General features: G+C 60.7%; 27 protein-coding genes. 20 read left to right on the top strand and 7 right to left on the bottom strand.

Features of this window, described 5'->3' with window-relative positions; all coding sequences use genetic code 11:
• Positions 1-40: 40 nt before the first annotated feature.
• Positions 41-877 (bottom strand): dimethylargininase, encoded by an 837-nt coding sequence (gene ddaH, locus AC1ENN_RS00515; protein ID WP_449648012.1) that lies wholly within the window; start codon positions 875-877, stop codon positions 41-43.
• Positions 878-980: 103 nt separating this feature from the next.
• Here ddaH and AC1ENN_RS00510 point away from each other — a divergent pair, with 103 nt between their 5' ends.
• From AC1ENN_RS00510 to AC1ENN_RS00455, 12 genes are all read left to right on the top strand, one after another.
• Complete coding sequence (locus AC1ENN_RS00510) at positions 981-1,418, top strand: Lrp/AsnC family transcriptional regulator (protein ID WP_449648011.1); 438 nt, start codon at positions 981-983, stop codon at positions 1,416-1,418.
• Positions 1,419-1,612: 194 nt separating this feature from the next.
• The gene (locus AC1ENN_RS00505; RefSeq protein ID WP_449648010.1) at positions 1,613-2,857 is read left to right on the top strand and encodes an ABC transporter ATP-binding protein; all 1,245 of its coding nucleotides are present in this window, start codon (positions 1,613-1,615) and stop codon (positions 2,855-2,857) included.
• Positions 2,858-2,870: 13 nt separating this feature from the next.
• Positions 2,871-4,052, top strand: coding sequence for a polyamine ABC transporter substrate-binding protein (locus AC1ENN_RS00500; RefSeq protein WP_480406363.1), 1,182 nt, complete (start codon positions 2,871-2,873; stop codon positions 4,050-4,052).
• A 26-nt stretch (positions 4,053-4,078) separates the two neighbouring features.
• Positions 4,079-5,035, top strand: coding sequence for an ABC transporter permease (locus AC1ENN_RS00495; RefSeq protein WP_449648008.1), 957 nt, complete (start codon positions 4,079-4,081; stop codon positions 5,033-5,035).
• Entirely contained in the window at positions 5,035-5,877 is an 843-nt protein-coding gene (locus tag AC1ENN_RS00490; RefSeq protein WP_449648007.1) for an ABC transporter permease, read from the top strand. Before AC1ENN_RS00495 ends, AC1ENN_RS00490 begins: the two co-directional genes overlap by 1 nt.
• Positions 5,878-5,927: 50 nt before the next feature.
• Positions 5,928-7,628, top strand: coding sequence for an amidohydrolase (locus AC1ENN_RS00485; RefSeq protein ID WP_480391562.1), 1,701 nt, complete (start codon positions 5,928-5,930; stop codon positions 7,626-7,628).
• Positions 7,629-7,665: 37 nt separating this feature from the next.
• The gene (locus AC1ENN_RS00480; RefSeq protein WP_449648005.1) at positions 7,666-9,093 is read left to right on the top strand and encodes an NAD(P)/FAD-dependent oxidoreductase; all 1,428 of its coding nucleotides are present in this window, start codon (positions 7,666-7,668) and stop codon (positions 9,091-9,093) included.
• A 79-nt stretch (positions 9,094-9,172) separates the two neighbouring features.
• The gene (locus AC1ENN_RS00475; protein WP_480391561.1) at positions 9,173-9,793 is read left to right on the top strand and encodes a TetR/AcrR family transcriptional regulator; all 621 of its coding nucleotides are present in this window, start codon (positions 9,173-9,175) and stop codon (positions 9,791-9,793) included.
• Positions 9,793-10,410 (top strand): hypothetical protein, encoded by a 618-nt coding sequence (locus AC1ENN_RS00470; RefSeq protein ID WP_449648003.1) that lies wholly within the window; start codon positions 9,793-9,795, stop codon positions 10,408-10,410. The genes AC1ENN_RS00475 and AC1ENN_RS00470 overlap by 1 nt, the downstream gene beginning before the upstream one ends.
• Positions 10,407-12,266, top strand: a complete 1,860-nt coding sequence (locus AC1ENN_RS00465) for a YhgE/Pip family protein (protein ID WP_480406362.1) — start codon at positions 10,407-10,409, stop codon at positions 12,264-12,266. The genes AC1ENN_RS00470 and AC1ENN_RS00465 overlap by 4 nt, the downstream gene beginning before the upstream one ends.
• Before the next feature lie 5 nt (positions 12,267-12,271).
• Complete coding sequence (locus AC1ENN_RS00460) at positions 12,272-12,628, top strand: cupin domain-containing protein (RefSeq protein ID WP_480406361.1); 357 nt, start codon at positions 12,272-12,274, stop codon at positions 12,626-12,628.
• A gap of 70 nt (positions 12,629-12,698) precedes the next feature.
• On the top strand, positions 12,699-13,061 hold the full coding sequence (locus tag AC1ENN_RS00455) for a hypothetical protein (protein ID WP_449648000.1): 363 nt from the start codon (positions 12,699-12,701) through the stop codon (positions 13,059-13,061).
• Between the two features lie 35 nt (positions 13,062-13,096).
• Here AC1ENN_RS00455 and AC1ENN_RS00450 read toward each other — a convergent pair whose 3' ends face one another.
• The 3 genes from AC1ENN_RS00450 to AC1ENN_RS00440 all read right to left on the bottom strand — a co-directional run bounded on the left by AC1ENN_RS00450 (position 13,097) and on the right by AC1ENN_RS00440 (position 15,392).
• Positions 13,097-13,594 carry a nitroreductase family deazaflavin-dependent oxidoreductase gene (locus AC1ENN_RS00450; RefSeq protein ID WP_480406360.1) on the bottom strand — a complete coding sequence of 166 codons (498 nt, stop codon included), beginning with the start codon at positions 13,592-13,594 and terminating at the stop codon, positions 13,097-13,099.
• Positions 13,591-14,799: an MFS transporter gene (locus tag AC1ENN_RS00445; protein ID WP_480406359.1), complete on the bottom strand. Its 1,209-nt coding sequence runs from the start codon at positions 14,797-14,799 to the stop codon at positions 13,591-13,593. The genes AC1ENN_RS00450 and AC1ENN_RS00445 overlap by 4 nt, the downstream gene beginning before the upstream one ends.
• Before the next feature lie 83 nt (positions 14,800-14,882).
• On the bottom strand, positions 14,883-15,392 hold the full coding sequence (locus tag AC1ENN_RS00440; protein ID WP_480406358.1) for a hypothetical protein: 510 nt from the start codon (positions 15,390-15,392) through the stop codon (positions 14,883-14,885).
• A 167-nt stretch (positions 15,393-15,559) separates the two neighbouring features.
• Between AC1ENN_RS00440 and AC1ENN_RS00435 the strand changes: the two genes are divergently transcribed.
• Positions 15,560-16,132, top strand: coding sequence for a hypothetical protein (locus AC1ENN_RS00435; protein WP_480406357.1), 573 nt, complete (start codon positions 15,560-15,562; stop codon positions 16,130-16,132).
• The gene (locus AC1ENN_RS00430) at positions 16,120-16,635 is read left to right on the top strand and encodes an RNA polymerase sigma factor (protein ID WP_480406356.1); all 516 of its coding nucleotides are present in this window, start codon (positions 16,120-16,122) and stop codon (positions 16,633-16,635) included. The genes AC1ENN_RS00435 and AC1ENN_RS00430 overlap by 13 nt, the downstream gene beginning before the upstream one ends.
• Here the strand turns inward: AC1ENN_RS00430 and AC1ENN_RS00425 are convergent.
• Positions 16,632-16,997, bottom strand: a complete 366-nt coding sequence (locus AC1ENN_RS00425) for a cupin domain-containing protein (RefSeq protein WP_480406355.1) — start codon at positions 16,995-16,997, stop codon at positions 16,632-16,634. The genes AC1ENN_RS00430 and AC1ENN_RS00425 overlap by 4 nt on opposite strands.
• A 48-nt stretch (positions 16,998-17,045) precedes the next feature.
• Entirely contained in the window at positions 17,046-17,288 is a 243-nt protein-coding gene (locus AC1ENN_RS00420) for a hypothetical protein (protein ID WP_480406354.1), read from the bottom strand.
• Between the two features lie 667 nt (positions 17,289-17,955).
• Between AC1ENN_RS00420 and AC1ENN_RS00415 the strand changes: the two genes are divergently transcribed.
• A complete protein-coding gene (locus AC1ENN_RS00415; protein WP_449647944.1) occupies positions 17,956-18,180 on the top strand; it encodes a tautomerase family protein in 225 nt (74 codons plus the stop codon).
• Between the two features lie 84 nt (positions 18,181-18,264).
• Positions 18,265-19,893, top strand: a complete 1,629-nt coding sequence (locus AC1ENN_RS00410; RefSeq protein WP_480406353.1) for a LuxR C-terminal-related transcriptional regulator — start codon at positions 18,265-18,267, stop codon at positions 19,891-19,893.
• 13 nt (positions 19,894-19,906) lie between these two features.
• On the opposite strand, the gene AC1ENN_RS00405 is transcribed toward AC1ENN_RS00410, so the two are convergent.
• The gene (locus tag AC1ENN_RS00405; protein WP_480406352.1) at positions 19,907-21,013 is read right to left on the bottom strand and encodes a hypothetical protein; all 1,107 of its coding nucleotides are present in this window, start codon (positions 21,011-21,013) and stop codon (positions 19,907-19,909) included.
• A 147-nt stretch (positions 21,014-21,160) separates the two neighbouring features.
• Here AC1ENN_RS00405 and AC1ENN_RS00400 point away from each other — a divergent pair, with 147 nt between their 5' ends.
• The 4 genes from AC1ENN_RS00400 (at position 21,161) to AC1ENN_RS00385 (ending at position 23,854) form a co-directional block, all read left to right on the top strand.
• On the top strand, positions 21,161-22,072 hold the full coding sequence (locus AC1ENN_RS00400; protein ID WP_449647941.1) for an ATP-binding cassette domain-containing protein: 912 nt from the start codon (positions 21,161-21,163) through the stop codon (positions 22,070-22,072).
• Entirely contained in the window at positions 22,069-22,953 is an 885-nt protein-coding gene (locus AC1ENN_RS00395; protein WP_449647940.1) for an ABC transporter permease, read from the top strand. The genes AC1ENN_RS00400 and AC1ENN_RS00395 overlap by 4 nt, the downstream gene beginning before the upstream one ends.
• A 128-nt stretch (positions 22,954-23,081) precedes the next feature.
• Positions 23,082-23,393 carry a hypothetical protein gene (locus AC1ENN_RS00390; RefSeq protein WP_480391535.1) on the top strand — a complete coding sequence of 104 codons (312 nt, stop codon included), beginning with the start codon at positions 23,082-23,084 and terminating at the stop codon, positions 23,391-23,393.
• A gap of 65 nt (positions 23,394-23,458) precedes the next feature.
• Entirely contained in the window at positions 23,459-23,854 is a 396-nt protein-coding gene (locus tag AC1ENN_RS00385; RefSeq protein ID WP_449647938.1) for a GntR family transcriptional regulator, read from the top strand.
• Positions 23,855-23,868 lie beyond the last annotated feature (14 nt).

Below are 23,868 nucleotides of genomic sequence, written 5' to 3'. Positions count from 1 at the left end.
CATCTCGCCGTTTAGCGGCGAAGTCAGAGGTACCGTGCCGCTAGCGGCGAAGTTCTAGGGTGCAGCATTTGACGCCGCCACCACCCAGCAGCAGCTCCGACAGGTCGACCCCGATGGGGTTGTAGCCGCGCTCTTTGAGTTGACGCTCGAAGTCTTTGGCGCGGGCGGCGATGACGACGTTGTAGCCGTCGCTGTAGGAGTTGAGTCCGAGCACTGCCGCATCCTCTTCAGTGGCGAGGATGGCGTCGGGATACAGCGCACGGAGTTTCTCGAGGGAGGGCTCATCGAAGGCGCTCTCCAAGTAGGCGATGTTGGTCTCGTCAAGCTTCGCAATCGCAGTGTCTACGTGGTAGAAGCTGGGGTTAATGAGGTTGAGGGAGACAACGTTGCGGCCGGAGATTTCAGCGAGTTCTCGGTGGCTTTCGACTGAGGTGCGGAAGCCCATACCTGCAAGGATGTTGTCGCCGACAAGGAGGAAGTCGCCCTCACCCTCATTAACGTTCTCGGGGGAAGCTACGTCGAAGCCGTTGGCGCCAAACCAGTCCATGTAGGCGGGGCCTTCGGCCTTGCGCTCGTCGTAGGTGAAGAGGGCGCCGTAGGCTTTGCCGTCAATCACGAATCCGCCGTTTGCGGCGTAGACCATGTCGGGCAGGCCGTCGATGGGGTCAATGAGCTCAACGGTGAAGCCAAGGTCAATGTAGGTGTCGTAGAGCGTCTGCCACTGCTTGACAGCGAGGCTGGTGTCTGTGGGATCGTTGGGGTTCATCCACGGGTTGATGCTGTACGTGACCGTAAAGAAGTCGGGACGGCACATCAGCACGGTCTTCGCGGTGGCCTGGCGTGCAGGCGTGGTCGATGAGGTGTCAGTGATCGTCATAGCTCCAGTGTTTCACGCACCTATCCGCAATGTCTCGGCAATATGCGCACTAATTCGGCGCAATGGCTGGTCAACGCACAATATATCGCCGTAGACTGTCCGAATGGACAAGTTGGACGCTGGAATCATCGACATGCTCCGCCTCAACGCCCGTGCGGGCTATGGAGATATCGGTGAAGCTGTAGGACTTTCCGCCTCCGCAGTTAAACGTCGCGTTGACCGGCTCGTCTCTACCGGCGTGATTCGCAGTTTCACCATTCAGGTAGATCCAGCCGTAGACGGCATGGGAACAGAAGCCTATGTTGAACTTTTTTGCCGCGGCAATGTCGCTCCGCACGAACTCAAGCGAATCCTGAGCGCCATCCCCGAAGTGGTGGATGCCGGAACCGTCAGTGGGTCGGCCGACGCTGTCGTTCATATGCGCTCGCGCGACATCCACTCGCTAGAGGTCGCCCTTGAACGCCTGCGAACCGCCACGAACATCGACAACACCCGCAGCTCGATTGTGTTGTCCCGCCTCATTCACCGCCGCTACGAATAACTAAACCGCGACAACCGGCTCGCTGCCCAGCTGCGCGAACCGTGCTGTTTTGCGCAGTTAAAGCCGTCTTTCGCAACGAATTCCGTTCTGTAACACGAACATAACCATGCATACCGTTGCATCTTGCCCCGTTTTCCGATTGACTACATCACTAGTCGTGAATCAGTTTTCACGAACTCGGAGGTGCGTACAACGTGACGGTTTCAGCTCAGAACATCGGGTCCGAAAGCTCAACGGCAGAGAGCACCAACGTCGAAACAGGGAGCACCGAAGAGCCAGAAGGCTCGGTCGTTCTCGAGGGTGTGACCAAGAAGTTTGGCGGCGCAATAGCCGTAGACGACATCAGTCTGCACGTGCGGCCAGGGGAGTTCCTGTCCCTGCTCGGTCCTTCCGGTTGCGGAAAGACCACGACGTTGCGGATGCTCGCCGGCTTTGAAGAGCCAACCGAGGGGCGCATCCGAATTTCTGGTCAGGATGTTGTCGGAATTCCGCCACATAAGCGCAACGTCAACACGGTTTTTCAGGCCTACGCGCTCTTTCCACACATGAGCGTTGCCGAGAATGTGTCTTACGGTCTGCGCCAAAAGGGAATCGCTAAGGCGGAGATCCGCGAGCGCGTCACCGAATCGCTTGACCTCGTGCAAATGCGGTCATTTGCTGACCGAAAACCCACTCAACTGTCTGGTGGCCAGCAACAGCGCATCGCGTTAGCTCGAGCACTGATCAACAATCCTTCCGTGCTGCTGCTCGATGAGCCGCTCGGCGCTCTCGACCGCCAGCTTCGTGAAGAGATGCAGATTGAGCTCAAGCTTCTGCAGTCGCGGCTGGGGATCACTTTTATCTTTGTCACCCACGATCAGGGCGAGGCCCTCTCCATGAGTGACCGCATCGCCATCATGCGCAAAGGCCGCATCGAGCAGTTGGATGACGCGGATTCGATCTACGACAACCCGGCGAGCGCCTACGTTGCCGGCTTCATTGGTCAGCAGAACTTCATCCCGGGAACGGTGTCGACCAATACGGCCGTTATGGAGTCACGCTTTGGAATTCTGAACGCGGCAACCCCTCATCCTGAACTTGATGCGGGGTCCGACGCGCAAGCAGCGGTGCGGCCAGAAGCGGTCACAGTCACTGCAACAAATTCGGCCGGCGCGGAAGTGTCCAGCGCTGCGGTGAACGAGATTGCTGGAGAAGTAATCGGCGTCTCCCATCAGGGTGAGACGCTTCAGTTCTTGATATCGATCGGTCACGGCCAGACGCTCCTCTCGCGCATTCCGCGACCCAACGCCCCTCGACTCGCCGTCGGCGACACCGTCGTCTGCGCTTGGGAGTCGGCGAGCGTTCACCTTTTCCCGAGCGAGCAGGCGACCGAGGCCCAGGCCGACATCGCCCGCGCGGTCTCCAATCCAGCCCCACCCACCAGTTCGATCGCCCTTTAGAAGGAGCAGCCTGATGTCACACGAAACCCCTATTCGCATTCTCGCCTCGACCTCGGCAACCAAGATCATCAAGTCGGAACTCAACCGGCGCCGTTTTCTTGCCCTCTCCGGCACCGCAGCCGGCGCGGCGTTGCTCGCCGCCTGCACCCCGCAATCTGGTGCTGGCTCGTCGCCGCAAGCCAGCGGTGGCGCACTCGAAAGTGGCCTGTCGATCTACAGTTGGGGTGACTACGACGACCCCGACGTGGTCTCCGAGTTCTCAAGCGAACTCGGCCCAACAATCACCTTCGACTCATTTGCTTCCAATGAAGAATTGATTTCCAAGCTCATCGCGGCCCGCGGCACCAGCGGCTACGACATTGTGGTCCCCACCGGCCCATTCATTCCTCAGATGATCGAGAACGGCCTGCTGAGCAAGCTCAACCTTGATCTGATTCCCAACATTGCCGACATGGACCCCGATTTCCTGAGCCGTGATTGGGATCCCAACAACGAGTACTCCATCTGCAAGGCCTGGGGAACCACGGGGTACGTTTACGACAAAACCAAAATCAGTCGTGAGCTCACCACGTGGGCAGACTTCATCGATGCTGCGCAGAACGAAGCCAGCGGTAAGACCTCGGTGCTCGACGACCCCTCCCCCTTGCTGGGCATTTACTACTGGGCCAACGGAATCGACTGGAACACCACCGACGAGGCAAACTTGGCCGCGGCAGAAGAGTTCCTCACCACGCAGCTCGCTCCCCACATTTCGGCCTTCGACTCCTACCCGGGTGGTGCGGCTATTCCTCAAGCGCAGCAGATCCTCATGCAGTCTTGGAACGGTGACGCTCGCATCGGAATCATGGAGAGTGACGAGCCCGACCGCTGGCAGTGGGTGCTCGGCTCCCCCGATACCGAGCTGTGGATGGACAACTGGGCTATCGCGGAGGGCGCGACCAACCCCGAGGCTGCTCACGCTTTCATTAACTATGTGCTCGCGCCCGAGAAGGCCTTGCGCGAGCTTGATTACATCGGGTACCACACCGGTGGTGCCGGCATCGAAGAAGCGGCACGTGCTGCCGATCTGGAAATGCTTGACTTGGTTTTCTTCGATGAAGAACAGGTCAAGACAATGCACACGGGGAAGCTCACCGAAGCACAGCAGCGCATTGTTGAGATCTGGGACAAGACCAAGGCTGCTGCTGGCGCTTAGCCATTGCAGCTAATCGAGAGTAAACAATGACCGTCACCGTTGAGGACCGCGCCGCCCCAGAACTTGGGGCACGCGCGCCTCACGCGCGCCCGCGCCGCCGATTGACATTGCCGGGGTTCGCCCTCGCAATTCCTGCGTGGGCGTGGCTGTTCGCCTTCTTCGTCGCGCCCGTCGCGCTTGTTGTGTGGTTCAGTTTCGGATACAAGCCCGGCATTTTTGGCACCCACGCTAATGATGTGCTCTCGCTAGATCGCTACGCTGAAGCGCTCTCCCCGACGTTCTTCGCTACTTTCCAAAACACGCTGTGGGTGGGAGTTGTTGGCACGCTTATCTGCTTGGCGATCGCCATCCCCTTCTCCTATTGGCTCGCCTTCAAGGCCCCGGTGGCTCGCCGCGGAATCCTCTTAGCCATGGTGATGATTCCGTTCTGGACAAACTTTCTGGTGCGCACTATTGGCTGGCAAATCATCCTCGCCCCGAGCGGATTGCTCTCCAACGCCCTCCAGTCGATCGGCGTGCTCGATCAACCACTCGAAATCCTCTTCACTCGCACGGCAGTGCTGATCGGTGTGGTCTACAACTACATCCCATTGATGATCTTGCCGATGTTTGTAGCGTTTGATCGGGTGTCGTTGCCTATGCGTGAGGCGAGCAAAGACCTCGGCGCGGGGCGATGGTCCACCTTCCTCAATGTCACTCTGCCTCTGGCAAAGCCGGGCATTATCGTCGGCATCTTGCTCGTCTACATCCCGCTCATGGGCGACTACATCACCGCGACCGTGCTGGGTGGAGCCAAGGGAAATATGGCCGGCCAAATGGTCGCCAACCAGTTCCAGACCGCACAAAACTGGGCGTTGGGCTCGGCAATGGCAGTTGTGCTGGTGTTGACAATCCTCACGACCGTGCTCATCGCCGCGCTCCTTTCATGGTTGGCAACCTGGCCGCTCAGGAGTCGTAATCGTCTCGTGTTGGGAGACAAATAATGAACCGGCTATCGCTCACCGACATTTCTCTCAAGGTGTGGGCAGTCCTCGTTTTCGGGTTCCTGTTTGCCCCCATCGCCATCATCATCATCTATTCCTTCAACGAGGGCCGACTGCTCGTAGCGTGGAATGAGTTCGGGTTTGGCTCCTTCGCCACGATCGTCACGAAGCCCGCCATCACGGATGCCGTGATGGTGTCGATACAGACCGGCTTTATCGCGGCCCTGATTGCGACAGCCCTCGGCACCATGGCCGGAGTCGCGTTGGCGCGCCGGGCCGGCAAGTGGGCGCCAGCGTTCTTGCTTCTGCTCATCCTTGTCACGGTCACGCCCGAAATTGTGGATGCCGTCTCGCTCTTGCCGTGGATGGTTTTTCTCGGTCAGGATGTCGGCCTCAGCATCTTCGACAACGGCATTGTCAGACTCGTCGTCGGTCATTCCCTGTTCTCGACCGCAGTCGTGGCGTATATCGTGCGCTCGCGCCTGATCGGTATCGATGAAAGCTTGGAAGAGGCAGCAGCTGACCTGTATGCGCCTCCGTTCAGACGTTTCACGCAAATCACCCTTCCGTTGGTGATGCCTGCCGTGCTCGCTGGTGGGCTTCTCTCGTTCACGTTGAGTCTCGACAACACGATCGTGTCGGCGTTCGTGCAGGTTTCAGGCACCACCCCGTGGCCCGTTTATGTACTCAGCGCGGTGCGAAGCGGGTTGCGACCAGAAATCGCGGCCGTCTCCACGATCATGCTGCTCCTCACCCTGGCTGCGCTGGGGTTGGTGGCCTACGTCCTGCGTCGGGCCGGCGACTCCGCGACCGACATCGCTAAGACCGTTGGCGGCGGCTAGACCGTCACCGCTCTCCAAACACCAGACCGCTAAGGGAAGTGCACAAAAATATGTCATTCGCTGATCTTGTCTTGACTGGAGGTGCCGTCTTCACGGCGACCGGTGCTGAACCGAGCATGGGAAGTGTCGCCGTGTCGGCTGGCCGGATCGTGGCCGTCAGCACTGGTGCGGATGTTCCCGCAGGCGCTGACGACTCGCCGATTACCGAAGCTGACATCCAAGCTCTCATCGGTCCTGATACCGAGGTCGTTGCCCTTGCAGGCAAGCTGTTGAGCCCAGGCTTTCAGGATGCCCATGTGCACGCCGTCTGGGGAGGTCTCGACCTCATCCGCTGCGACCTCGCCTACGACTCCACTCGCGAGCAGTACCTCACCCGGATTCGCCACTACGCTGACGCTAACCCCGAGCTTGAGTGGGTTTTGGGTGGTGGCTGGAACATGGCGGCTTTCCCCGGAGGAACACCAACGGCATCCGATCTCGACACGGCGGTCGCAGACCGGCCAGCGTTCATCCCGAACCGCGATGGCCATGGCGCGTGGGTGAACTCGCGAGCGCTAGAACTGGCCGGCATCACGAGCGAAACCCCCGATCCTGCTGATGGCCGGATAGAGCGCGACGCCGACGGTCACCCCACCGGCACCCTCCACGAAGGGGCGATGTCGCTCGTGAACCAACTGCTGCCCGAGACCTCGCCCGAAGACTATTTGCGCGCCCTGTCGATCGGTCAAGAGTATTTGCACTCGCTCGGGATCACGGCTTGGCAGGACGCCATCCTGGGTGGCTACGGCGATTCTGGCGACGCCACTCCCGCCTACATGGAAGCAGCAGCAGCTGGCACGTTGACGGCTCGCGTCGTCGGAGCCCTGTGGTGGGATCGCAAGCGCGGCCCCGAGCAGATTCCCGAACTTGTTCTTCGGCGCAAGCACAATGCTGCCGGACGTTTCGCTGCGACCACCGTCAAGATCATGCAAGACGGAGTAGCCGAGAACTTCACCGCCGCGATGCTCGAGCCCTACCTTGATGGTTGCGGTCACCACACCGGCAATTCGGGCATCTCCTTTGTCGACGCCGCTCAACTGATCTCGAATGTCACCGAACTCGACGCTCTTGGGTTCCAGGTGCACTTTCACGCCATCGGAGACCGCGCCGTGCGGGAGTGCCTCGACGCAATCGAAGCCGCCCGAGCTATCAACGGTCCCAACGACAACCGTCACCACATTGCGCACCTTCAGGTCGTGCATCCGGATGACGTTCCCCGCTTCGCTCAGTTAGGAGTGACAGCCAACATGCAGTCCTACTGGGCTGCACTCGAGCCCCAAATGGTCGACCTAACCCTGCCGTTCTTGGGTGAACCGCGCAGCTCATGGCAGTACCCGTGGGGCGATCTGCACCGCGCCGGAACACATTTGGCGTCGGGCAGCGACTGGTCGGTGTCTAGTCCAGACCCAATGGCGGCCATCCATGTCGCCGTGAATCGCATTGCGGCGCCCGGCCACGAAGAAGGCGAGTACGAGGCGTTCTTGCCCGAGCAAAGCCTCGACCTGTTGACCGCGATGACCGCATACACCGCCGGTTCTGCCTTCACCAATCACCTCGATGAGACCGGCACTATCGAGGTGGGCAAGCTTGCCGACCTCGTGGTTCTTGACCGCAACCCTTTCGCGGGCCCCGTTGCCGAAATCGGCCTCACCCGCACCGAACAGACCTTCGTCGAAGGCGAGCGCGTTTACCTCGCGCCCGCACAATCATGAACCTCGCGACCAACCACGCGAGAAGGGAACGTGCCCCGTGGGCAAAGTAGTTTTTGAAAGAAACCCGCCAGCAGCATCCGTCATCAGCAATTCGCTCCATGGCTCGATACACAAGCCGTTCTGGATCGACGACGTCAAGGATGCCCCCGAGTTTGCTGCACTCCGTGGCGAGATCACGGCCGACCTCGCGATCGTTGGCGGTGGCTACCTCGGACTGTGGACCGCCGTGCTCGCTAAGCAGCGCAACCCCGACGCGAAAGTTGTGCTGCTCGAGGCCCGCGAACTGGGTTGGGCTGCCTCTGGCCGCAACGGCGGTTTCTGCGAAGCCAGCCTCACCCACGGTGAAGAGAACGGCCTGAGCCGTTGGCCGAACGAGTACGAACAGCTCGACCGCCTCGGCATGCAGAACCTCGATGAGATTGAGGCCAGCGTGACGTCACTGGGGCTCGATTGCGACTTTGAGCGCACCGGATCCCTCGACCTCGCTATTGAGCCGCACGAAATTGCGTGGCTGAAAGAGGCCAAGACTGACGAGAACACGGTCTTTCTTGACGAGGCTGCGGTTCGAGCAGAAGTGAACTCCCCCACCTACCTTGCCGCGGTGTGGAACAAACGCATCAACGCGCTCGTGCACCCCGCGAAACTTGTTCGTGAACTGGCGCGGGTCGCGAGCGAACTCGGGGTCGAGATCTTTGAGAACTCGCCAGTGCGTGAGGTCGAGACATCCGGTGGCCCAACGGATGCTGCAGCAGTGCACACCCGAAAGGGTATGGTGCGTGCCGCCAGGGTTGCACTCGCGACGAATGCTTTTCCGTCGTTGCTCAAGCGTGCGCGCCTGCAGACGGTTCCCGTGTATGACTATGTGCTGATGACGGAACCCTTGAGCCCCGCGCAACTCGCTTCTATCGGGTGGTCGAATCGTCAGGGTCTTGCCGATATGGCGAATCAGTTCCACTACTACCGGCTGAGTGCTGACAACCGTATTCTCTTCGGGGGATATGACGCGGTTTATCATTACGGTCGCAAGGTTCGTGACAAGTATGAGCACCGTCCGGAAAGTTTTGAGCGGCTCGCGAGTCATTTCTTTACGACGTTTCCGCAGTTGGAGGGTCTCACGTTCACCCACCGTTGGGCTGGGGCTATTGATGCCTCAACGCAGTTCAGTGCGTTCTTTGGAACCGCGCGTGCTGGTCGGGTCGCTTACTCGGCTGGCTTCACCGGGCTCGGTGTTGGGGCGACTCGTTTTGCTGCTCAGGTGATGCTCGACAAGCTCGATGGGCTGACGACGGAGCGCACCGAGTTGGAGATGGTGAAGAAGATGCCGTTGCCGTTCCCGCCTGAGCCGATTGCCTCGCTGGGAATCAATGCGACGCGGTGGTCGCTGAACCGGGCCGACCACAATCAGGGTCGCCGCAATGCCATTCTCAAGACGTTGGATGCTCTCGGGCTCGGTTTCGACTCGTAAGCGTTGCTCGGCAGAGCGCTGACCTGACAGTAGCCGGTAATAACTTGCACATCATTGTGCAAGTTATTACAGTGAGGGAATGACCACCCCCGCCACTCGACGTCCCCGCCAGGATGCTGTCGACAACCGCGCCGGCATCCTGAGCGCCGCCACTGCAGCGATCGCCCACGACCCGCAAGCCTCGATCGACACCATCGCGCGCGAAGCCGGCCTCTCTCGGCGCGCACTCTATGGGCACTTCACTGACCGCAACGCTCTCGTCACCGAAGTCATCGCGGCAGGCGCCCAACGGTTCAACGCGATCGCACTGCGGGTTGACGACACTGACCCTCAAGTGGCTCTGGCTCGACTCGCCTCGCTTCTCTGGGGTGAGGCCGCCCACATGCAGGTCGTGGCTGCCACCGCCCTCGATGAAACCCATGTTTCTGCCACGGCAGAAGCTCTTGCACCCTTGCGGCGCACCGTGGTTGAGATCCTGCAGCGCGGCCAAGATGCCGAAACTCTCCGCACCGACATGGATGTCACCACACTTTCGCGACTTGTTGAGGAGGCGGCCCGCGCCGCGATCACTCGCGTCGATGCTGCGTTGCCCGAAGCACGCTCCCTCGCCGTGCGCACCACCCTCAGCGTGGCTGGGCTCTCCTGGCGCGAAAGCGTCGCACTGCTCGAAGAGCACCCGTCGATTCTCGGCTCCGAGTAATGCGCGTCGAACTGACCACCGTCACTAAAGGGCGCAACAACGAAGCCCTGCCCGCGACATCCGCTACGTTCTCCACCGGCAATGTGACCCTCGCTGTTGCCGAAACAGAACAACGTCCAACCGTGCTTGGCCTGATTGCTTCCGGTCGCATGCGGCCAGACTCGGGAACCGTGACCATCGACGGCGCTTCGGATGCCCGTGCGCTACGTCGTCGGGTTGCTCTCGTTGATGCCCCCGGCGTTTCTGACCCAGATGCTGGCGTTCCCCTAGCTGGTGTTGTGGCCGAAGAACTCATGTTCGCTGGCCGTCGCGCCGACCCACTATCTACCCGACGCTGGTTAGAAGAACTGGGCTATCGCACGCTTGCCACCACGCCGATCGCAGATATTGAGCCCTCCACGCGACTGCGGGTGCTGTGCGAACTGGCCACTCTTCGCCCCGGTGTCGAGGCACTCGTCGTGACCGCCCCCGACCGCCATGGTGGTCCGCCCCTGGAATGGTGGAACCTCCTCGACGAGTTCGCCACTCGTGGCTTCGCGATTCTTGCCGTCGCTGGTCGCGCCTCGGAGTGGGCCATTACCCAGAGCGGCACCACCACAGGAGTACATCCCGCATGAAGGTTTTCTCCATGGTCGTCGCTGAACTGCGACGACTCACTTCTTCGCGCATGGCCATGCTGGCGCTACTCGCGCTCATGCTTGTGCCCGTGCTCTATGGCGGCGTCTACCTGTGGGCAAACCAAGACCCCTACGGCAGCTTCGCTGAAGTGCCCGTCGGGCTCGTGGTCGCCGACGATGGTGTCCCCGCCGACGGTGACACAGAGGCAGTGAACTACGGTGAGCGCGTTGCCGACGACCTGCTCGCAGGAAACGACTTTGAGTGGCATGTCTTCACGGCATCCGCGGCGTCTGCGGCTCTTGCTGACGGAACCGTCGACTTCACGGTGACACTCCCCAGCGCCTTCTCGGATGCTCTGACCTCCATCGCGGGCACGAATCCGCATCAGGCCGAGATCGCTCTTGAGACCAATGACGCTAACAACTATTTGGCGTCGACCATCGGCAAGCAGGCTGTTGAGCAGATCCGGCGCTCGGTAGCGGAACTTGTTGGTCAAGAAGCAGCAAACACTTTATTGACCGCAATCTCTGACATCCGCACCGAACTTTCTGATGCCACCGACGGCGCAACGCTGCTCGTCGACGGGTCGAATGATGCTGTGACGGGTGCCCACAAGTTGTCGGATGGCGCGGGAACGTTAGCGACAGGACTGTCTACGCTCAGCACCGCAAGTGGCAGTCTCGCCAACGGTGCCGACCAGATCTCCGCGGGGGCAGCTCAGGTCGCCGCCGGCAATCGTGAGCTCGCCGGGTACGCCGACCGCGCGGGCACCGCAGCCCAAACCATTGCGGATGCGCTTCCTTCCGCACGCGCCGACCTCATCACCGCGCTCACCGATCAGGGTCTTGATGCTGCTGAGATCGACACCGTGCTTGCCTCCCTCGACCCGCTGAGCGCGCGCATCACTGAAGGAAATGGCACCGTACAGTCTGCGGTGTCGAAGGTTGATGAGCTTTCGGCGGGCGCCACGTCGCTCGCGAGCGGAGCCGCCGACCTCGCCTCGGGCGCAACCCAACTCGCAGCCGGGGTGAGCTCGGCACAGTCCGGTGCTTCAACCCTCAGCGCTGGCGTTGGTGCGCTAGAAAGCGGACTGGGAACTCTCGCCGATGGCACGACTCAGCTTCGTGACGGGCTTGAGAATGGTGTTGAAGCGATCCCCGCCTCGACTACCCACTTGCGCGAACAGCAATCAGCGGCGATTGCCGATCCGGTTGATGTCGAAACGAGCGCAGTCACGGCAGCGGGCAACTATGGCGCAGGCCTCGCGCCCTTCTTCACAGCGCTAGCCGGATGGATTGGAATCTACGCGCTCTTCCTCATCGTCAAACCCATCTCAAAGCGTGCCGTAACGGCCCTCCGGTCACCGTTACGCGTCACTCTCGCTGGCTGGCTCACCCCAGCAGTGCTCGGTGCGCTCCAAATGGTTGCGCTCTTCGGCGTGCTCGCTGCTGCGCTCGGCTTCAGCTTCACGCATCCGCTCGGCACTCTCGGGGTCATGGTGGCGGCAAGCTTCACCTATGCCGCAATCATTCTTGCTCTCAACATTTGGTTCGGCTCGGTCGGCCAATTCTTGGGGCTCGTTCTCATGGTGCTGCAACTCGTCACCGCCGGCGGCACCTTCCCGTGGCAAACCCTGCCAGCCCCGCTCGCCGCGCTCCACCATGTTCTGCCCATGGGCTACGTCGTGGATGCGATGCGCCAACTCATGTACGGCGGCGACCTAGCCCGAGTCGGCACCGACGCTCTCGTCCTCGGCGCCTGGCTCAGTGGCGCACTCATCCTGGCCGCCATCGGAGTGACCCGAATGACCCACCGCCGCACCCTGCGCGATCTGCAGCCCAGTCTCATAGGCTGAACCCCATGACCGAACCCGCCCCGCTTCTCACCCCCGGCACTCCCCTTGCGGCGAGCGCCGTCCCCGTCGCCCACGAGGCCCTTGAGGCCGCTGATGTAGTGGAGGGCACTCCCACCGCGGGGTACGCCGTGCTCGATACCCTCGGCGACACCGAGATCGGCGTCTGGGAGATGAGCGTTGGCACCGCAGCAGACACCGAGGTCGATGAGGTCTTTGTGGTCATTAGCGGGCGCGCCAGCATCCACTTCGCTGCGGATAATCGCACGATCGCTGTTGGCCCCGGTGACGTTGTGCGGCTCACCGACGGCATGAAGACCACGTGGACGGTCACCGAAACGCTGCGCAAGATTTACCTCAGCTAGGGGTCTCCATTGGCGCGCAGATTCGGGCCAACGAGTACGGGCGCCCGCCCAGTTCGCGTACCGTAGGAACATGATCACACGACGGGAAGCTGCACTGCGCCTCGACATCCCTCTCGAGATGGCTCGACGGCATGACCTCCCGAATCGGATGTCGGATGCCGAGTTCGAAGAACTCGAAACCAACCCCCCAGCCTGGTTGGTTCAGTCGCGCGCCAACCGCACCGGCAAGCGTCCCGTGTGGATGCAACTGACGTGCACGGTCTGCGGCTTCACGGAAGCAGCCCGACCGAAGAAGTGGTGGCCAGCCTTCACATATTTGACGTGCGATTGGCATGATGCGGATGAGCTTCCCGCTCCCGCTGAAGGGGTGTTCCGCTCGGAGATCGATGGCATTGGCAGTCGCTTCGTGGGCATCGTCGACGAAAAGGTTTAGACCCAAAGAGTATTTCCGGGTTTGTTCGGCTCGGCTTAAGGGTGGAGCGTGATGCGAACGAGGGGGATTTCGAAGTCAGGGTTTCCGTCGTGGAGCGAGGTCATGAGTGCGGTGAGTTCTTTCCACACCCTCGGATGCCGTACTTGGTAGGCCGCAAGATAGGCTTGGGCGTCGTCTGGCCCGAGCACCTCTGCGCTAGCGGGGATTCGGCGGCGAAACCCGATGCTGACGTGGCATTTCGGTTCGGCCACCAGATTGCGAACCCACTGGGCGCGTCGACCGAGGGCTGACGCAATCACCACTTCGTTCGGGCTCGGGCTCGTCACTACTTCTAAGACGACGTAGCGGGATTCGCCGGAGTTGCGGCCGGTGTGCTCAAGCATCATCAGGCGTCTGCCAAAAAGGAAGCCGAACCCGGCGCGGTACAGTCCGATCGGCGCACGCATCAGTCGACGACTCCGAAATGCGCGAGCAATCATGAGCCGTCGAACCCGAAAGGCTCGAGCGATGAGGGAGCGAGTTCTCGTGTTCATAGCTCTGCTTTCAGGGAAATGCTGTCGCGCAACGGCCGCGCGGCCCCAGCCAGCACGAGAGCAATCAGGATGGGAACTCCGATTGCCAGCAACGCGAATCTGATTCCGACGATGTCGCCGAGGAAGCCCAGCAGTGGTGGTCCGGCAAGGAACGCGACGTACCCGAGGGTGGAGACCACTGATACGCGAGCGGCGGCATGCTTGGGGTCATCGGCTGCCGCCGACATCCCCATCGGAAATGTGAGCGCGGCGCCGATGCCCCACAGGGCGACGCCGACCATGGCTAGCCCGATGTTTGGCGCAAGCACGAAGAGCGTGAGGCCGATTGCTGCGGCCGCCATACTGGCGCGCAGCACGGGAACGCGACCGTAGGCGTCGATCGCTTTGCCTCCGAAGAATCGCATCAGGGTCATGGCGAGCACGAAGGTCGCGAACATGAGGGCGCCGTTGGATTCTGTGACGTCGAGTCCGTCGACTGCTGCTTTGGCAATCCAGTCATTTCCTGCGCCCTCCGTGAGGGTTGCACCAAGCACAACAACACCGATCAGTAGGGTACGGCGGTCGGTCCAGGCAGTGCGCACCTTCGGCGGGGCAGGTTCTCCTGCGGGCTGCGTCACTTCAGGAATACGCGCCAGGAAGTACTTCGGGATAACAAAAGTCGTCACGGCTACCACCACAACGATCGCGAGAAGATGCGCGGGCAATCCGACCCCCAGAGTCGACAGCCCGGCACCGAGGAGCGCGCCCAGAAAGGCACCACCGCTGAAAGCGGCATGGAGTTGCGGCATGATGGTGCGGCCGATTTTGTGCTCGACGTCGGCACCCTCAATGTTCTGAGCGACATCCCAGAGTCCGATTCCGATGCCAAAGAAGAACAAAGAGATTGCGGTTCCGACCGTGGTTGCCGCTGAGAGCGACAAGGCGATACCGACTCCGGCGAGCGCGGCGATCAGTCCCGCAACGCGCACGGTATTTGCGGTGCCAATTCTGCCTGTCACATAACCGGCTGTGGGCAAGGCGATCAGCGAACCAACGGCGACACAGAGCAGGAGAGCACCCATCTGGCCGGGTGTGAGATTGAGGGTGTCGGTGACGGCAGGGATGCGGGCCGCCCAACTCGCAAACACAAACCCATTGATACCGAAGACAAGGAAGGTCGCGATCGCGGCAGCGCGGAGGCGGGCCGGCGTGGCAGTGGCGGTCATGGGATCAATACTCCCAGTGAAAAGCAGAAGCCGGTGCCTACCCTGAAAATCGCCAGTGTGCTGAGGGGGGAACGGCATCCGTCCTATTGCGTAGTGATCGGGGTGGTGATGAGGTCAACGGCACCGAAGGGGAACGGGAAATAGAACGTGCCGCTGCCGTTCCAGTCAGTAATCGGAATCATCCAGAACCAAATCTGGCTGATGAGCAACGAAACGACGGCCAGAACCATGATCCCAAGTTCCGCGCGGTCGAGATATTGCAGAGCAGATTCTTCGTCGTTTGCTCGTCGGAGCACAAAATTGAGAGTAACGATGATGATCGCAAAAACTGCCAAATAGATGAGGCCGCTGGGGTGAAGCGTGAGATTCACACAGCTGGGTGCTACTTCAGTGAAGTTGCCGTCGCTGCCTACAAGAGAACCATCAGTAGCGACATCAACCGGGCAGTAACCTCGGTTGGCCGTAGTGAAAATCGAATACACCATGAGGGTGAAGCCAGCGGTCAGAATGAGTTTCCGGATGCGCGCCACGATCAGTCGCCCAGACAACACGTTCGGGGCATCCAATTGTTCAGTCTTCAGCGCCTGCGACACGGGGTTCCCCTAACGACGAGTGATGGGTTGCCTTAGAGTAAGGCAAAACCGAGGAAATGTCGAGCGTTGTGCGGTTTTATTCGAGAGTCGAGGCCGGCGAGCGTGGACATCCACCCTTCAGCCGGACATGTACTGAGTAGGAGCAACACTACGAAGCGGAGAATGTTATGGACAGAACGACCGAATTGCTCGATACGAGCACCCCTCGGCGCGACCTGACAACCCCGGCCGTTTCGGCAGCCCTGAACGATGTTGTCGAATCCTCCACACGATCACCGCAGTATCGACGACCTGCCGTCATCGCTGGTGTCTCGGCACTCCTCCTCGGAACCGGCACCGCAGCTGCGGCCGCAGCTGGGCTCTTGTTTCCCCTCCTTCCGCCCTCCCTGTTCGAAACCGGCGAGGGTTACGACCTGACTTGGAACGTCGTCATCAGCACTCATGGACAAGAGTTCGCCTGTAGCGGCGGGTATACCTTGCTCCCGGTTGAGCATCAGCCTGGCTTCGACCAAGAGACCTTTGACGAAGCAAAGGTGTTTATCCAGACAGAAGACTGGTCGGCCATCCGCCCCGACCCCGCCTTCATGGACCACGAAACGGTACTTGCGAAGCAAACGGCAGAAATCCTCTCACGGTCAATCAAGTCGCAAGTGATCGCGGCGACGCTGACCGAATTCGAGGCTCGCGGGACTCCACTGCTGGGCATTTCCGGGAGAGGGATCGACGAGTGCACGCCGTAGACACTCGCGCCCGCGATGCGATCCGGCAGCACCAGTCGGCACTCCTCGCCTACTTCACGTATCGCGTAGAGAATGTCGAGGATGCTGCGGACCTGTTCTCCGAGACGGCCCTGGTCGCGTGGCGCCGACGACGCGCGATGCCCACCCCCGACGAGGAGGTAAAGCGGTGGCTGTATGGAGTCGCGCGCAACACTCTGCTCAACCATCGCCGAACGGGTCGCCGCCGAGGCAAGCTTCTGGAAACGCTGCGCACCGAGCTCGTTCGCGCTGATACCCTCGCCGTCGCCGAGAGCGAGAACAACATCCAACTCGAGGTGCGCGCTGCGCTTGAAACCTTGCCGGCCGCACAATCCGAACTGCTAAAACTCATCCACTGGGACGGTCTCACGATTGCCGATGCCGCTGCCGTGCTCGGACTCAACGCGTCGACGGTGCGCAGCCGCTATTCAGTCGCGAAGGCGGCGGTAGAAGCGGCACTCACTGCGAAGGTGGCGCGCGGCTAACTCAGTTCGCGCAGCGGAGAGGTACGTTCTCCCCCTGCGTCGCCCGTATTTACCGTTCCCCCGAGTTCAATGATGACGGCGGATACCTCGAGGTCAGCCTTCGGGCAATGCTCAACGCCGCAAGGGATCACAAAGAGTTCGTTCGGGCCGAGCACGATGTTGCGGTCCCGCAGTTGGATCGTGAGCTCCCCTTCCACCACCAAAAACAACTCGTCAGTCTCGTCATGACTGTGCCACACAAACTCGCCCTGCAGCTTCACGATCTTCACGTCGTGGTCATTGACGGTCGCTATGCGGTGTGGCTGCCAATGCTCAGGAATGGTGGCAAGCGCGGCGATTAGATTAGATGCGGTGGCCGACATGCGCCAACGCTAGCAGTGTGATTTCCTAGGCGCTTTGGACTGGCGTTGTCATTCATCCTGCTGCCCGGAGTCGCTTTCGATAGCGATGGGTAAGGATCCACTGAATCCAAACAGGAGGTCGTTGCCGTTGGCCAGACGCGTGACGGCGAGAACCATATTCGTGGGAACCTTCGTGTTCCCCACCAGATTTCGCCCTTCGATTAATCCCTGGTCAATTCGGTTTGCAATGTTCTCCCCGGGAAGGGTTGGCGTGAGTTCAAATGTGTGGCCAGCGTAATATAGTTTTGGCATTGTCAACTCCTTTGTCGATTACGTCAGGATACGTGACCTTTCCGACTTTCCAGACTCACATCCTCGACTTATTGGGCAGCGAGCAGCATTCAGATCCCGAAAGGCCCTCCGCGACCGGTGCCGGGGTTGACTAAAGGTCGCGCGCAGCACACTGTTCAGTGGGACAGGGTGAACCGAGACTAGTCACCCTGTGTTGCGAACTCCGAAAGTGCTGAGCTGAGGTGAGGTGAACCCAGCCAACTCATTCACAATCGCTGGTCTGGACTGATGAGATACGTATGTCGAGGGCAAATCTGCTCGACCATCGTCGAACTGAGGTGACAAGATTATCGGCAGCGTGATTGGTGGTCGCTACCGCGTGACCAGCCTCATTGACCGCGGGGCATGGCTTCGGTGTACCGCGCCGTCGACCAATCATTGACGCGCGCTATGCGGTGCGGCTGGATGCGGTGGCTGACATGCGCCAACTTTAGCGGTGAGCGCTCCGAGTGACGGTACTGCCTCATCAGAGGGCAATTGTTCCGAGATCTCTGGCTTCATGACCCGATCGGGCCACAAGCCCGACGACCACAAATGGCCTGTCTTGCCGACGCGCAGCAACCCTCAGAAGACGACAGTTGATGGAGAAGTCCCACACAGCGTGGGGCCGAGATACGAGGAGATTGAGATGCCATTCATCCAAGTCAAAGTCATTGAGAACGTCTTCAGCGACGAGCAGAAACAAGAAATGATTCGGACGCTTACCGACGCCATGGTGGGAATCGAGGGCGAGAACATGCGCCCCGTTACGTGGTGCGTTGTCGAAGAGGTGCGCAGCGGCAGCTGGGGCATTGCCGGCAACCCGCTTTCTACGGCAGATGTGAAAGCGCTAGCCGCTGGCGTGAACGCCTGAGTCACCCAAACTCGCCGGGCCAGATCGGGCACGGACACGGGCCCGGGCCCGACTGGCCGGCGAGCGAAGGACCATAATGAGGAGATGACGTCCCTTACGTCGGCACGCGAAGCATTAGCTGCCGGTTCGTGGCAAGTCGCACGAACCGAATTTCTCGCTGTCACAAAGGAAACTCGCGACCCTCTTGCCTATGAGGGATTGGCGCAAGCCGCCTGGTGGCTCGACGATGGTGAAACCTGTGTCGGATCACGCGAATCTGCCTACCGACGCCACCGCGAGCTCGGCGATTCACTCGGGGCAGCACGCACCGCCACCAGTCTGGCATGGGACTCGTTGCTGTTCGGGCACGGCGATGCGGTAGCGCTCGGATGGTGGACGCGGGCCGAGTCACTCCTTGAGGGGCTCGACGAGTCCCCAGAACATGGTTGGCATGCGGTGCGTGAAGCAGAACTGGCGATGGAAGTCGGCCATGACCCCGACCGCGCATTGGCTTCAGCAGTGCGAGCATCCGACATCGCACGGCGACTCGACGTTGGCGACCTTGACGTGGTCGGCATGGCCCTCCAGGGCGTAGCGATGACCAGCGCCGGAGATCTCGAGGGCGGAATGGCCAAATTGGATGCCGCGGTGGCCGCAGCGACATCGGGCGACGTGGTCGACCCCATGTGGATGGGGAAAGTGTGCTGTTGGTTGATCGCCGCCTGCAACCAAAATAAGGATGTGACGCGTGCCGCTGACTGGTGTCGCCGCGTGGAAGCGATCTGTGTTGAACGCGATCTCGCTCCCCTCTTCACTGTGTGCCGCATCCAATACGCTTCCGTTCAGGTAGCCCGCGGATCGTGGCGCGAAGCCGAAGACGAACTCGTCGGCGTCATGGAACGGCTCTCATCGTCTCAACGCACTTCACGACTTGAGGCTGTTGTGCAGTTGGGAGAACTCCGCCGCCGCCAAGGTCGTTTCGATGAAGCCGAAGCCCTCTTTGCGCAAGCCGAATTTCATCCCCTCGCGATCACCGGCATTGCCCAGCTACGTTTAGCCAGCGGCGATACCGCGAGCGCTTGGACTGCTATCCGGGGGCTTCTCGATTGGCTGCCGCGCAACAGTCGCATTGTTCGCGCCGACGTTCTTTATCTCGCCGTCATCATTGCTCACGCTGCCGCCAAGACCGAGCAGGCACAACTCTTCGCGAACGAACTTCGCCATACTGCTGAACTGACAGGAACCGACTCCCTCATGGCATCCGCAGCTGCTGCCGCTGCCGCTCTTGCCCCACCGGTCGCCGCAGTCCCGCTACTGATCGAGGCGGTGCGACGATTCAATGCTGCCGGACTTCGCTTCGACGAAGCCCATACTCGCCTCGCGCTCGCGAAGGTGCTCCTCGCGACAGGCGACCCGGCCGCGGCCCAACGTCACCTCGCCATCGCTACAGAAGTACTTTCCGAACTATCGGCGTTCGACGATCTCACCCAAGCGCGACAACTCGCCGCTGTCGCTGGTGAAGCGTCCGGTGAACCAAACGATAGACGGCTCTCTGCCAGAGAACTCGAAGTACTCCGGTTGGTTTCGCGAGGACTGAGCAACCCCGAAATCGCTACGGAACTCGTGCTCAGCGAGCACACCGTGCACCGGCACGTTGCCAACATCCTCACCAAGCTCGACCAGACCTCGCGCACCGGTGCGGCCTCCTACGCTATTCACTCCGGGATGCTCTAGTCGGCCCCAGTTGTCACACTCCCGAATTAGTCGCGTGCCGTCGCCACCGCCGCGTTTGGACCTCTCGCATCCAAGTGGCATCAGAGACCGGATGCGTCACAACATCGGTAAACCAGTACGTTTCGTCGGGGTTCCACCCGGCGATGACACTCGCGAAGCCGTCGTCGAGCGGGATAGCGACGCCAGCGGCAGAAAGGTAGGCAGCGAGGGAAAGGTGCACCGCATCGAAATCGTGGGCCACTCGCGACCAATCAGGCATCATCCATTTACCGTTTCGGCCGGTGGCGCGGTACCAGTCGTGGCGCCGGGTAGCGGTGACCTCGCGCGGGTATCGCCGGCAAAGCTCGGCCCAAGACTCTGCCGAAACAATTTCACACACGCGCGGAGTGCCTTCGACGGGCACGGGATGGCTATTCACCAGTCCATCGTCAGAGCGATCTTCGATCAACCAGAGACCGACCGGGCCCAGCTCTGGTAGCGCCCGCGTCGTCGCGCTGAGTCCGAACGGTGGCCTCGACCACCAGTCGCCTGAAAAATTGGCGGCGGGATCTGTCGGGCGTTCCCGAACCGCCGTCTGCTCGTTTTCATCCATTGCGGCAGACCACAAGCGAAGAGTCTCCGCTGCAGGCGGCGCCCCAGGCATCTGAAAGCGGGGGTCCTGAAATTTGACCGCCCACTGCTCGGCGGCCATGGGCTCGCTCCACCATTCGATTGACGGCAACGCGACAACATGATCCGCGATGCGTTCGAGAGCGTGATCGAGGCGGAAATCCAGCAACAGTTCATCGGTACCATCGGGCTCTTGCCAGTAGCGCGCACTGTCTACACAAACAGCGATAGCGTCGAGAAGATCCGCGACGCCAAGCAACGACAACGGAATGTTTTCGAGCGCTACTGCGACTTCCTCCGCAGAGGGTTCGGGAAGGGGGTCAGGAATGTTCCAACCGAAAATCGTTCCGCCCTGACCCCGTGCAGTTTCCAGATGATGCGCAGCATAGACCAGCACACTCCACAGCTCCGCGACTTCCGGAGTCGCCAGAAGCCGCTCGGGCATGGCAGCGGCAAGACACAAGCGACGGCCGCGTGGTCCCGAAAGTAGAGTGCGAGCATCCAGAGGCATGGGATCAGGCTAAGTTGCGGATGCCCCAAAGTGAAGAGAAATCGCAGAACCGCACGCATGCCAGTAGTCCCCCAGGACTACCCCCAGCGCACAACCTCATCCGCTCGGGGGACGCCGCCAAGCGACGGGGCTTCTACCCTGGAAGACATGATTGAAATTCAAGGTTTGACCAAAAGGTACGGTGCCAAAACCGCCGTCGACAACATCACCGCGACCATCCGTCCCGGTCTCGTTACCGGTTTCCTCGGCCCCAATGGCGCAGGCAAGTCCACCACTATGCGCACCATCATCGGGCTTGACCGCCCTGATTCTGGCACCGTTACCGTGAATGGAAAACGGTACGCCGAACACCACAACCCGATGCACGAAGTCGGAGCCCTCCTCGACGCGAAGGCAATCCACACCGGCCGCACCGCCTACAACCACCTCCTTGCCATGGCTGCCACCCACGGAATCGGTAAAGCGCGAGTGCATGAAGTCATCGCGATGACCGGCCTCGAATCCGTTGCCAAGAAACGTGTCGGAGGGTTCTCGCTCGGCATGGGCCAGCGCCTCGGAATTGCCGCCGCGCTCCTCGGCGACCCCCAAACACTCATCCTCGATGAACCTGTCAATGGTCTCGACCCCGAAGGTGTGATGTGGGTGCGCAAACTCACGAGGCACCTCGCCTCAGAGGGTCGCACAATCTTCCTCTCCTCGCACCTGATGAGCGAGATGTCCCTCACCGCAGACCACCTCATCGTGCTCGGGCGCGGCCGCATCATTGCGGATGCTCCCGTTGGCGAGATTTTGGCGCTCGCAACTGGAACCGCGGTGCGGGTTCGCACACCACAGGCCACGGAACTCGCCAATCGACTCGCGGGCAGTGACGTTACCGTCACCAGCGTCGAAGGTGACCTTCTGACTATCGCCGGTCTGGCATCCGCTCAGATCGGTGAGGCTGCAGCACAGGCAGGCATCGTGCTTCATGAACTCACACCGCTCTCTGCATCGCTTGAAGACGCCTACCTAGAGCTCACACAAGATGACGTCGAATACCACTCGGAGGTTTCCCGATGACCAGCACCGCCCTCGAGACCGCACCGGCTCCCACAGCCAACCGCGCGACGAAACTGACTTTCCCCCGCGTTGTGCGCTCCGAATGGATCAAGCTGCGCACGCTTCGCTCGACCCAGTGGTCGTTTGTGATCTTCGTACTGCTCACGGTCGGCTTTGGCCTGCTCATGACAGCCACTCTCGACACCTCAGCAGGCCGAGCCCTTGACGCCGAAACGCAGAAATCGTTCACGGTGATGGTGGCAACGCTTGGCGTGAACTTCACGCAGCTCGTCGCCGCCGTACTCGGCGTGCTCATCATTAGCGGCGAGTACACGACAGGGATGATTCGTTCCACCTTTGCGGCGGTACCCAAAAGATTGCCAGCCCTCTTTGCGAAAGCGTTAGTGCTTGCGGTAGCCACTTTCGTGGTCGGCCTCGTATCAATCGTCCTCACGGCACTCGTGACCGCGCCGATACTCGCGAGCAAGGGCGTTGAAGGACAGCTTCTGGATGGCGAAGTGATGCGAGCACTCGTCGGCGGCGCCGGCTACCTGACTCTCATCGCCCTGTTGGCGTTTGCGTTCGGTGCCATTCTGCGCAACAGCGCCGGTGGTATTGCCACCGCGCTCGGGCTGATTCTTGTGGTTCCGACCGTGCTCGCGATTCTCTCGAGCGTCGCTCAAGCCACGTGGATCTACAACCTCTCGGCTCTCCTGCCGTCTTCCGCTGGCAGCCAAATGTATGCCATCGGTAGCGACTCCGCTGCTGGAGGTCCGCCGCTCGGAGGCATCGCCGACGACGTACTCACCCTCGACCCCACCCAGGGCTTCCTCGTGCTGCTCACGTGGGTTGTCGTGCTGAACATTGCGGCCGCCACACTCACCAAGAGCCGCGACGCCTAGCCTCCCGAGCGCCAACAGCGCACAGAAGCCGCGGGTTCACCCATAACCACAACACGGCAGAGTGGCGACAGCACAGCTGTCGCCACTCCCCCCTTACGGTGGCTGACGCGCGTGGCTAATCTGAAGTCATGAACGAATACGAGCACACGAAAGGCAAGGATGAGACGTCTGGCCGTCGAGGCTACGTCGGATTCATCGATTGGCTCAACCTCAAACTGTTGCCGATTCTCGGCACTCCCGGTCTGGGGCCATACGACAACGTCATTCAGCAAGTTAGTGACGCGCTGTGTCCTGTATGTGGGCAGCCGATGTCGGAACACTTCATCGATCATTCAACGCCGAACACAATTCTCAACTGCCCTGTTGAGCACTCGCCTGTTCCCGTCGACAATTCGCCAGTGAACGAACTCGGAATGAATATCGCCCCCACCGAGAACTGAGACGGTCGATTAGAGCGATCTGACTGGCGCGAGCCCGCCCAAAACAGCGTGTGAGAGAATCAACCATGGCTGAATCGTGGCGTCGCACACCGACCGAAAGTCCCGTCACCTTCGAGATTGATACCTCGGCATCCGTTCCGCCCTTTGAGCAGATCAAAGCACAGGCCATCGCTCAGATCGCCAGCGGTGAACTCCTTGCCGGCACCAAACTTGCCACTGTTCGTCAACTGGCCAGCGACCTCGGCATTGCACCCAATACTGTTGCTCGCGCCTATCGCGAACTTGAAGCAGACGGCTTTCTGCTCTCCCGTGGCCGAAACGGCACCGTCGTGAAGGCACGCCCCGGTGATGCTGCAGCACTGCTCCAACTCGATGCGAAAGCATACGCCGACCGCGCCGCCGAACTCGGTATCAGTGCAGAAGAAGCCCAACGCTTCGTTTCCACCGCACTCTCCCTTTAACCGCTGGCTGCAGT

Source organism: Rhodoglobus sp. G.S.23 (assembly GCF_056675935.1).
Note: the sequence above shows the minus strand (reverse complement) of the source record. Positions and strands in the feature narration are given on the sequence as shown.

Excerpts from the sequence above, each read along its gene's own strand:
- AC1ENN_RS00495 (WP_449648008.1), top strand. The coding sequence starts at position 4,079 with ATGACCGTCACCGTTGAGGACCGCGCCGCCCCAGAACTTGGGGCACGC.
- AC1ENN_RS00400 (WP_449647941.1), top strand. The coding sequence starts at position 21,161 with ATGATTGAAATTCAAGGTTTGACCAAAAGGTACGGTGCCAAAACCGCC.
- AC1ENN_RS00455 (WP_449648000.1), top strand. The coding sequence starts at position 12,699 with ATGATCACACGACGGGAAGCTGCACTGCGCCTCGACATCCCTCTCGAG.
- ddaH (WP_449648012.1), bottom strand. The coding sequence starts at position 877 with ATGACGATCACTGACACCTCATCGACCACGCCTGCACGCCAGGCCACC.
- AC1ENN_RS00475 (WP_480391561.1), top strand. The coding sequence starts at position 9,173 with ATGACCACCCCCGCCACTCGACGTCCCCGCCAGGATGCTGTCGACAAC.
- AC1ENN_RS00485 (WP_480391562.1), top strand. The coding sequence starts at position 5,928 with ATGTCATTCGCTGATCTTGTCTTGACTGGAGGTGCCGTCTTCACGGCG.
- AC1ENN_RS00425 (WP_480406355.1), bottom strand. The coding sequence starts at position 16,997 with ATGTCGGCCACCGCATCTAATCTAATCGCCGCGCTTGCCACCATTCCT.
- AC1ENN_RS00415 (WP_449647944.1), top strand. The coding sequence starts at position 17,956 with ATGCCATTCATCCAAGTCAAAGTCATTGAGAACGTCTTCAGCGACGAG.
- AC1ENN_RS00490 (WP_449648007.1), top strand. The coding sequence starts at position 5,035 with ATGAACCGGCTATCGCTCACCGACATTTCTCTCAAGGTGTGGGCAGTC.
- AC1ENN_RS00390 (WP_480391535.1), top strand. The coding sequence starts at position 23,082 with ATGAACGAATACGAGCACACGAAAGGCAAGGATGAGACGTCTGGCCGT.
- AC1ENN_RS00410 (WP_480406353.1), top strand. The coding sequence starts at position 18,265 with ATGACGTCCCTTACGTCGGCACGCGAAGCATTAGCTGCCGGTTCGTGG.
- AC1ENN_RS00470 (WP_449648003.1), top strand. The coding sequence starts at position 9,793 with ATGCGCGTCGAACTGACCACCGTCACTAAAGGGCGCAACAACGAAGCC.
- AC1ENN_RS00460 (WP_480406361.1), top strand. The coding sequence starts at position 12,272 with ATGACCGAACCCGCCCCGCTTCTCACCCCCGGCACTCCCCTTGCGGCG.
- AC1ENN_RS00405 (WP_480406352.1), bottom strand. The coding sequence starts at position 21,013 with ATGCCTCTGGATGCTCGCACTCTACTTTCGGGACCACGCGGCCGTCGC.
- AC1ENN_RS00420 (WP_480406354.1), bottom strand. The coding sequence starts at position 17,288 with ATGCCAAAACTATATTACGCTGGCCACACATTTGAACTCACGCCAACC.
- AC1ENN_RS00395 (WP_449647940.1), top strand. The coding sequence starts at position 22,069 with ATGACCAGCACCGCCCTCGAGACCGCACCGGCTCCCACAGCCAACCGC.
- AC1ENN_RS00435 (WP_480406357.1), top strand. The coding sequence starts at position 15,560 with ATGGACAGAACGACCGAATTGCTCGATACGAGCACCCCTCGGCGCGAC.
- AC1ENN_RS00445 (WP_480406359.1), bottom strand. The coding sequence starts at position 14,799 with ATGACCGCCACTGCCACGCCGGCCCGCCTCCGCGCTGCCGCGATCGCG.
- AC1ENN_RS00465 (WP_480406362.1), top strand. The coding sequence starts at position 10,407 with ATGAAGGTTTTCTCCATGGTCGTCGCTGAACTGCGACGACTCACTTCT.
- AC1ENN_RS00510 (WP_449648011.1), top strand. The coding sequence starts at position 981 with ATGGACAAGTTGGACGCTGGAATCATCGACATGCTCCGCCTCAACGCC.
- AC1ENN_RS00385 (WP_449647938.1), top strand. The coding sequence starts at position 23,459 with ATGGCTGAATCGTGGCGTCGCACACCGACCGAAAGTCCCGTCACCTTC.
- AC1ENN_RS00450 (WP_480406360.1), bottom strand. The coding sequence starts at position 13,594 with ATGAACACGAGAACTCGCTCCCTCATCGCTCGAGCCTTTCGGGTTCGA.
- AC1ENN_RS00500 (WP_480406363.1), top strand. The coding sequence starts at position 2,871 with ATGTCACACGAAACCCCTATTCGCATTCTCGCCTCGACCTCGGCAACC.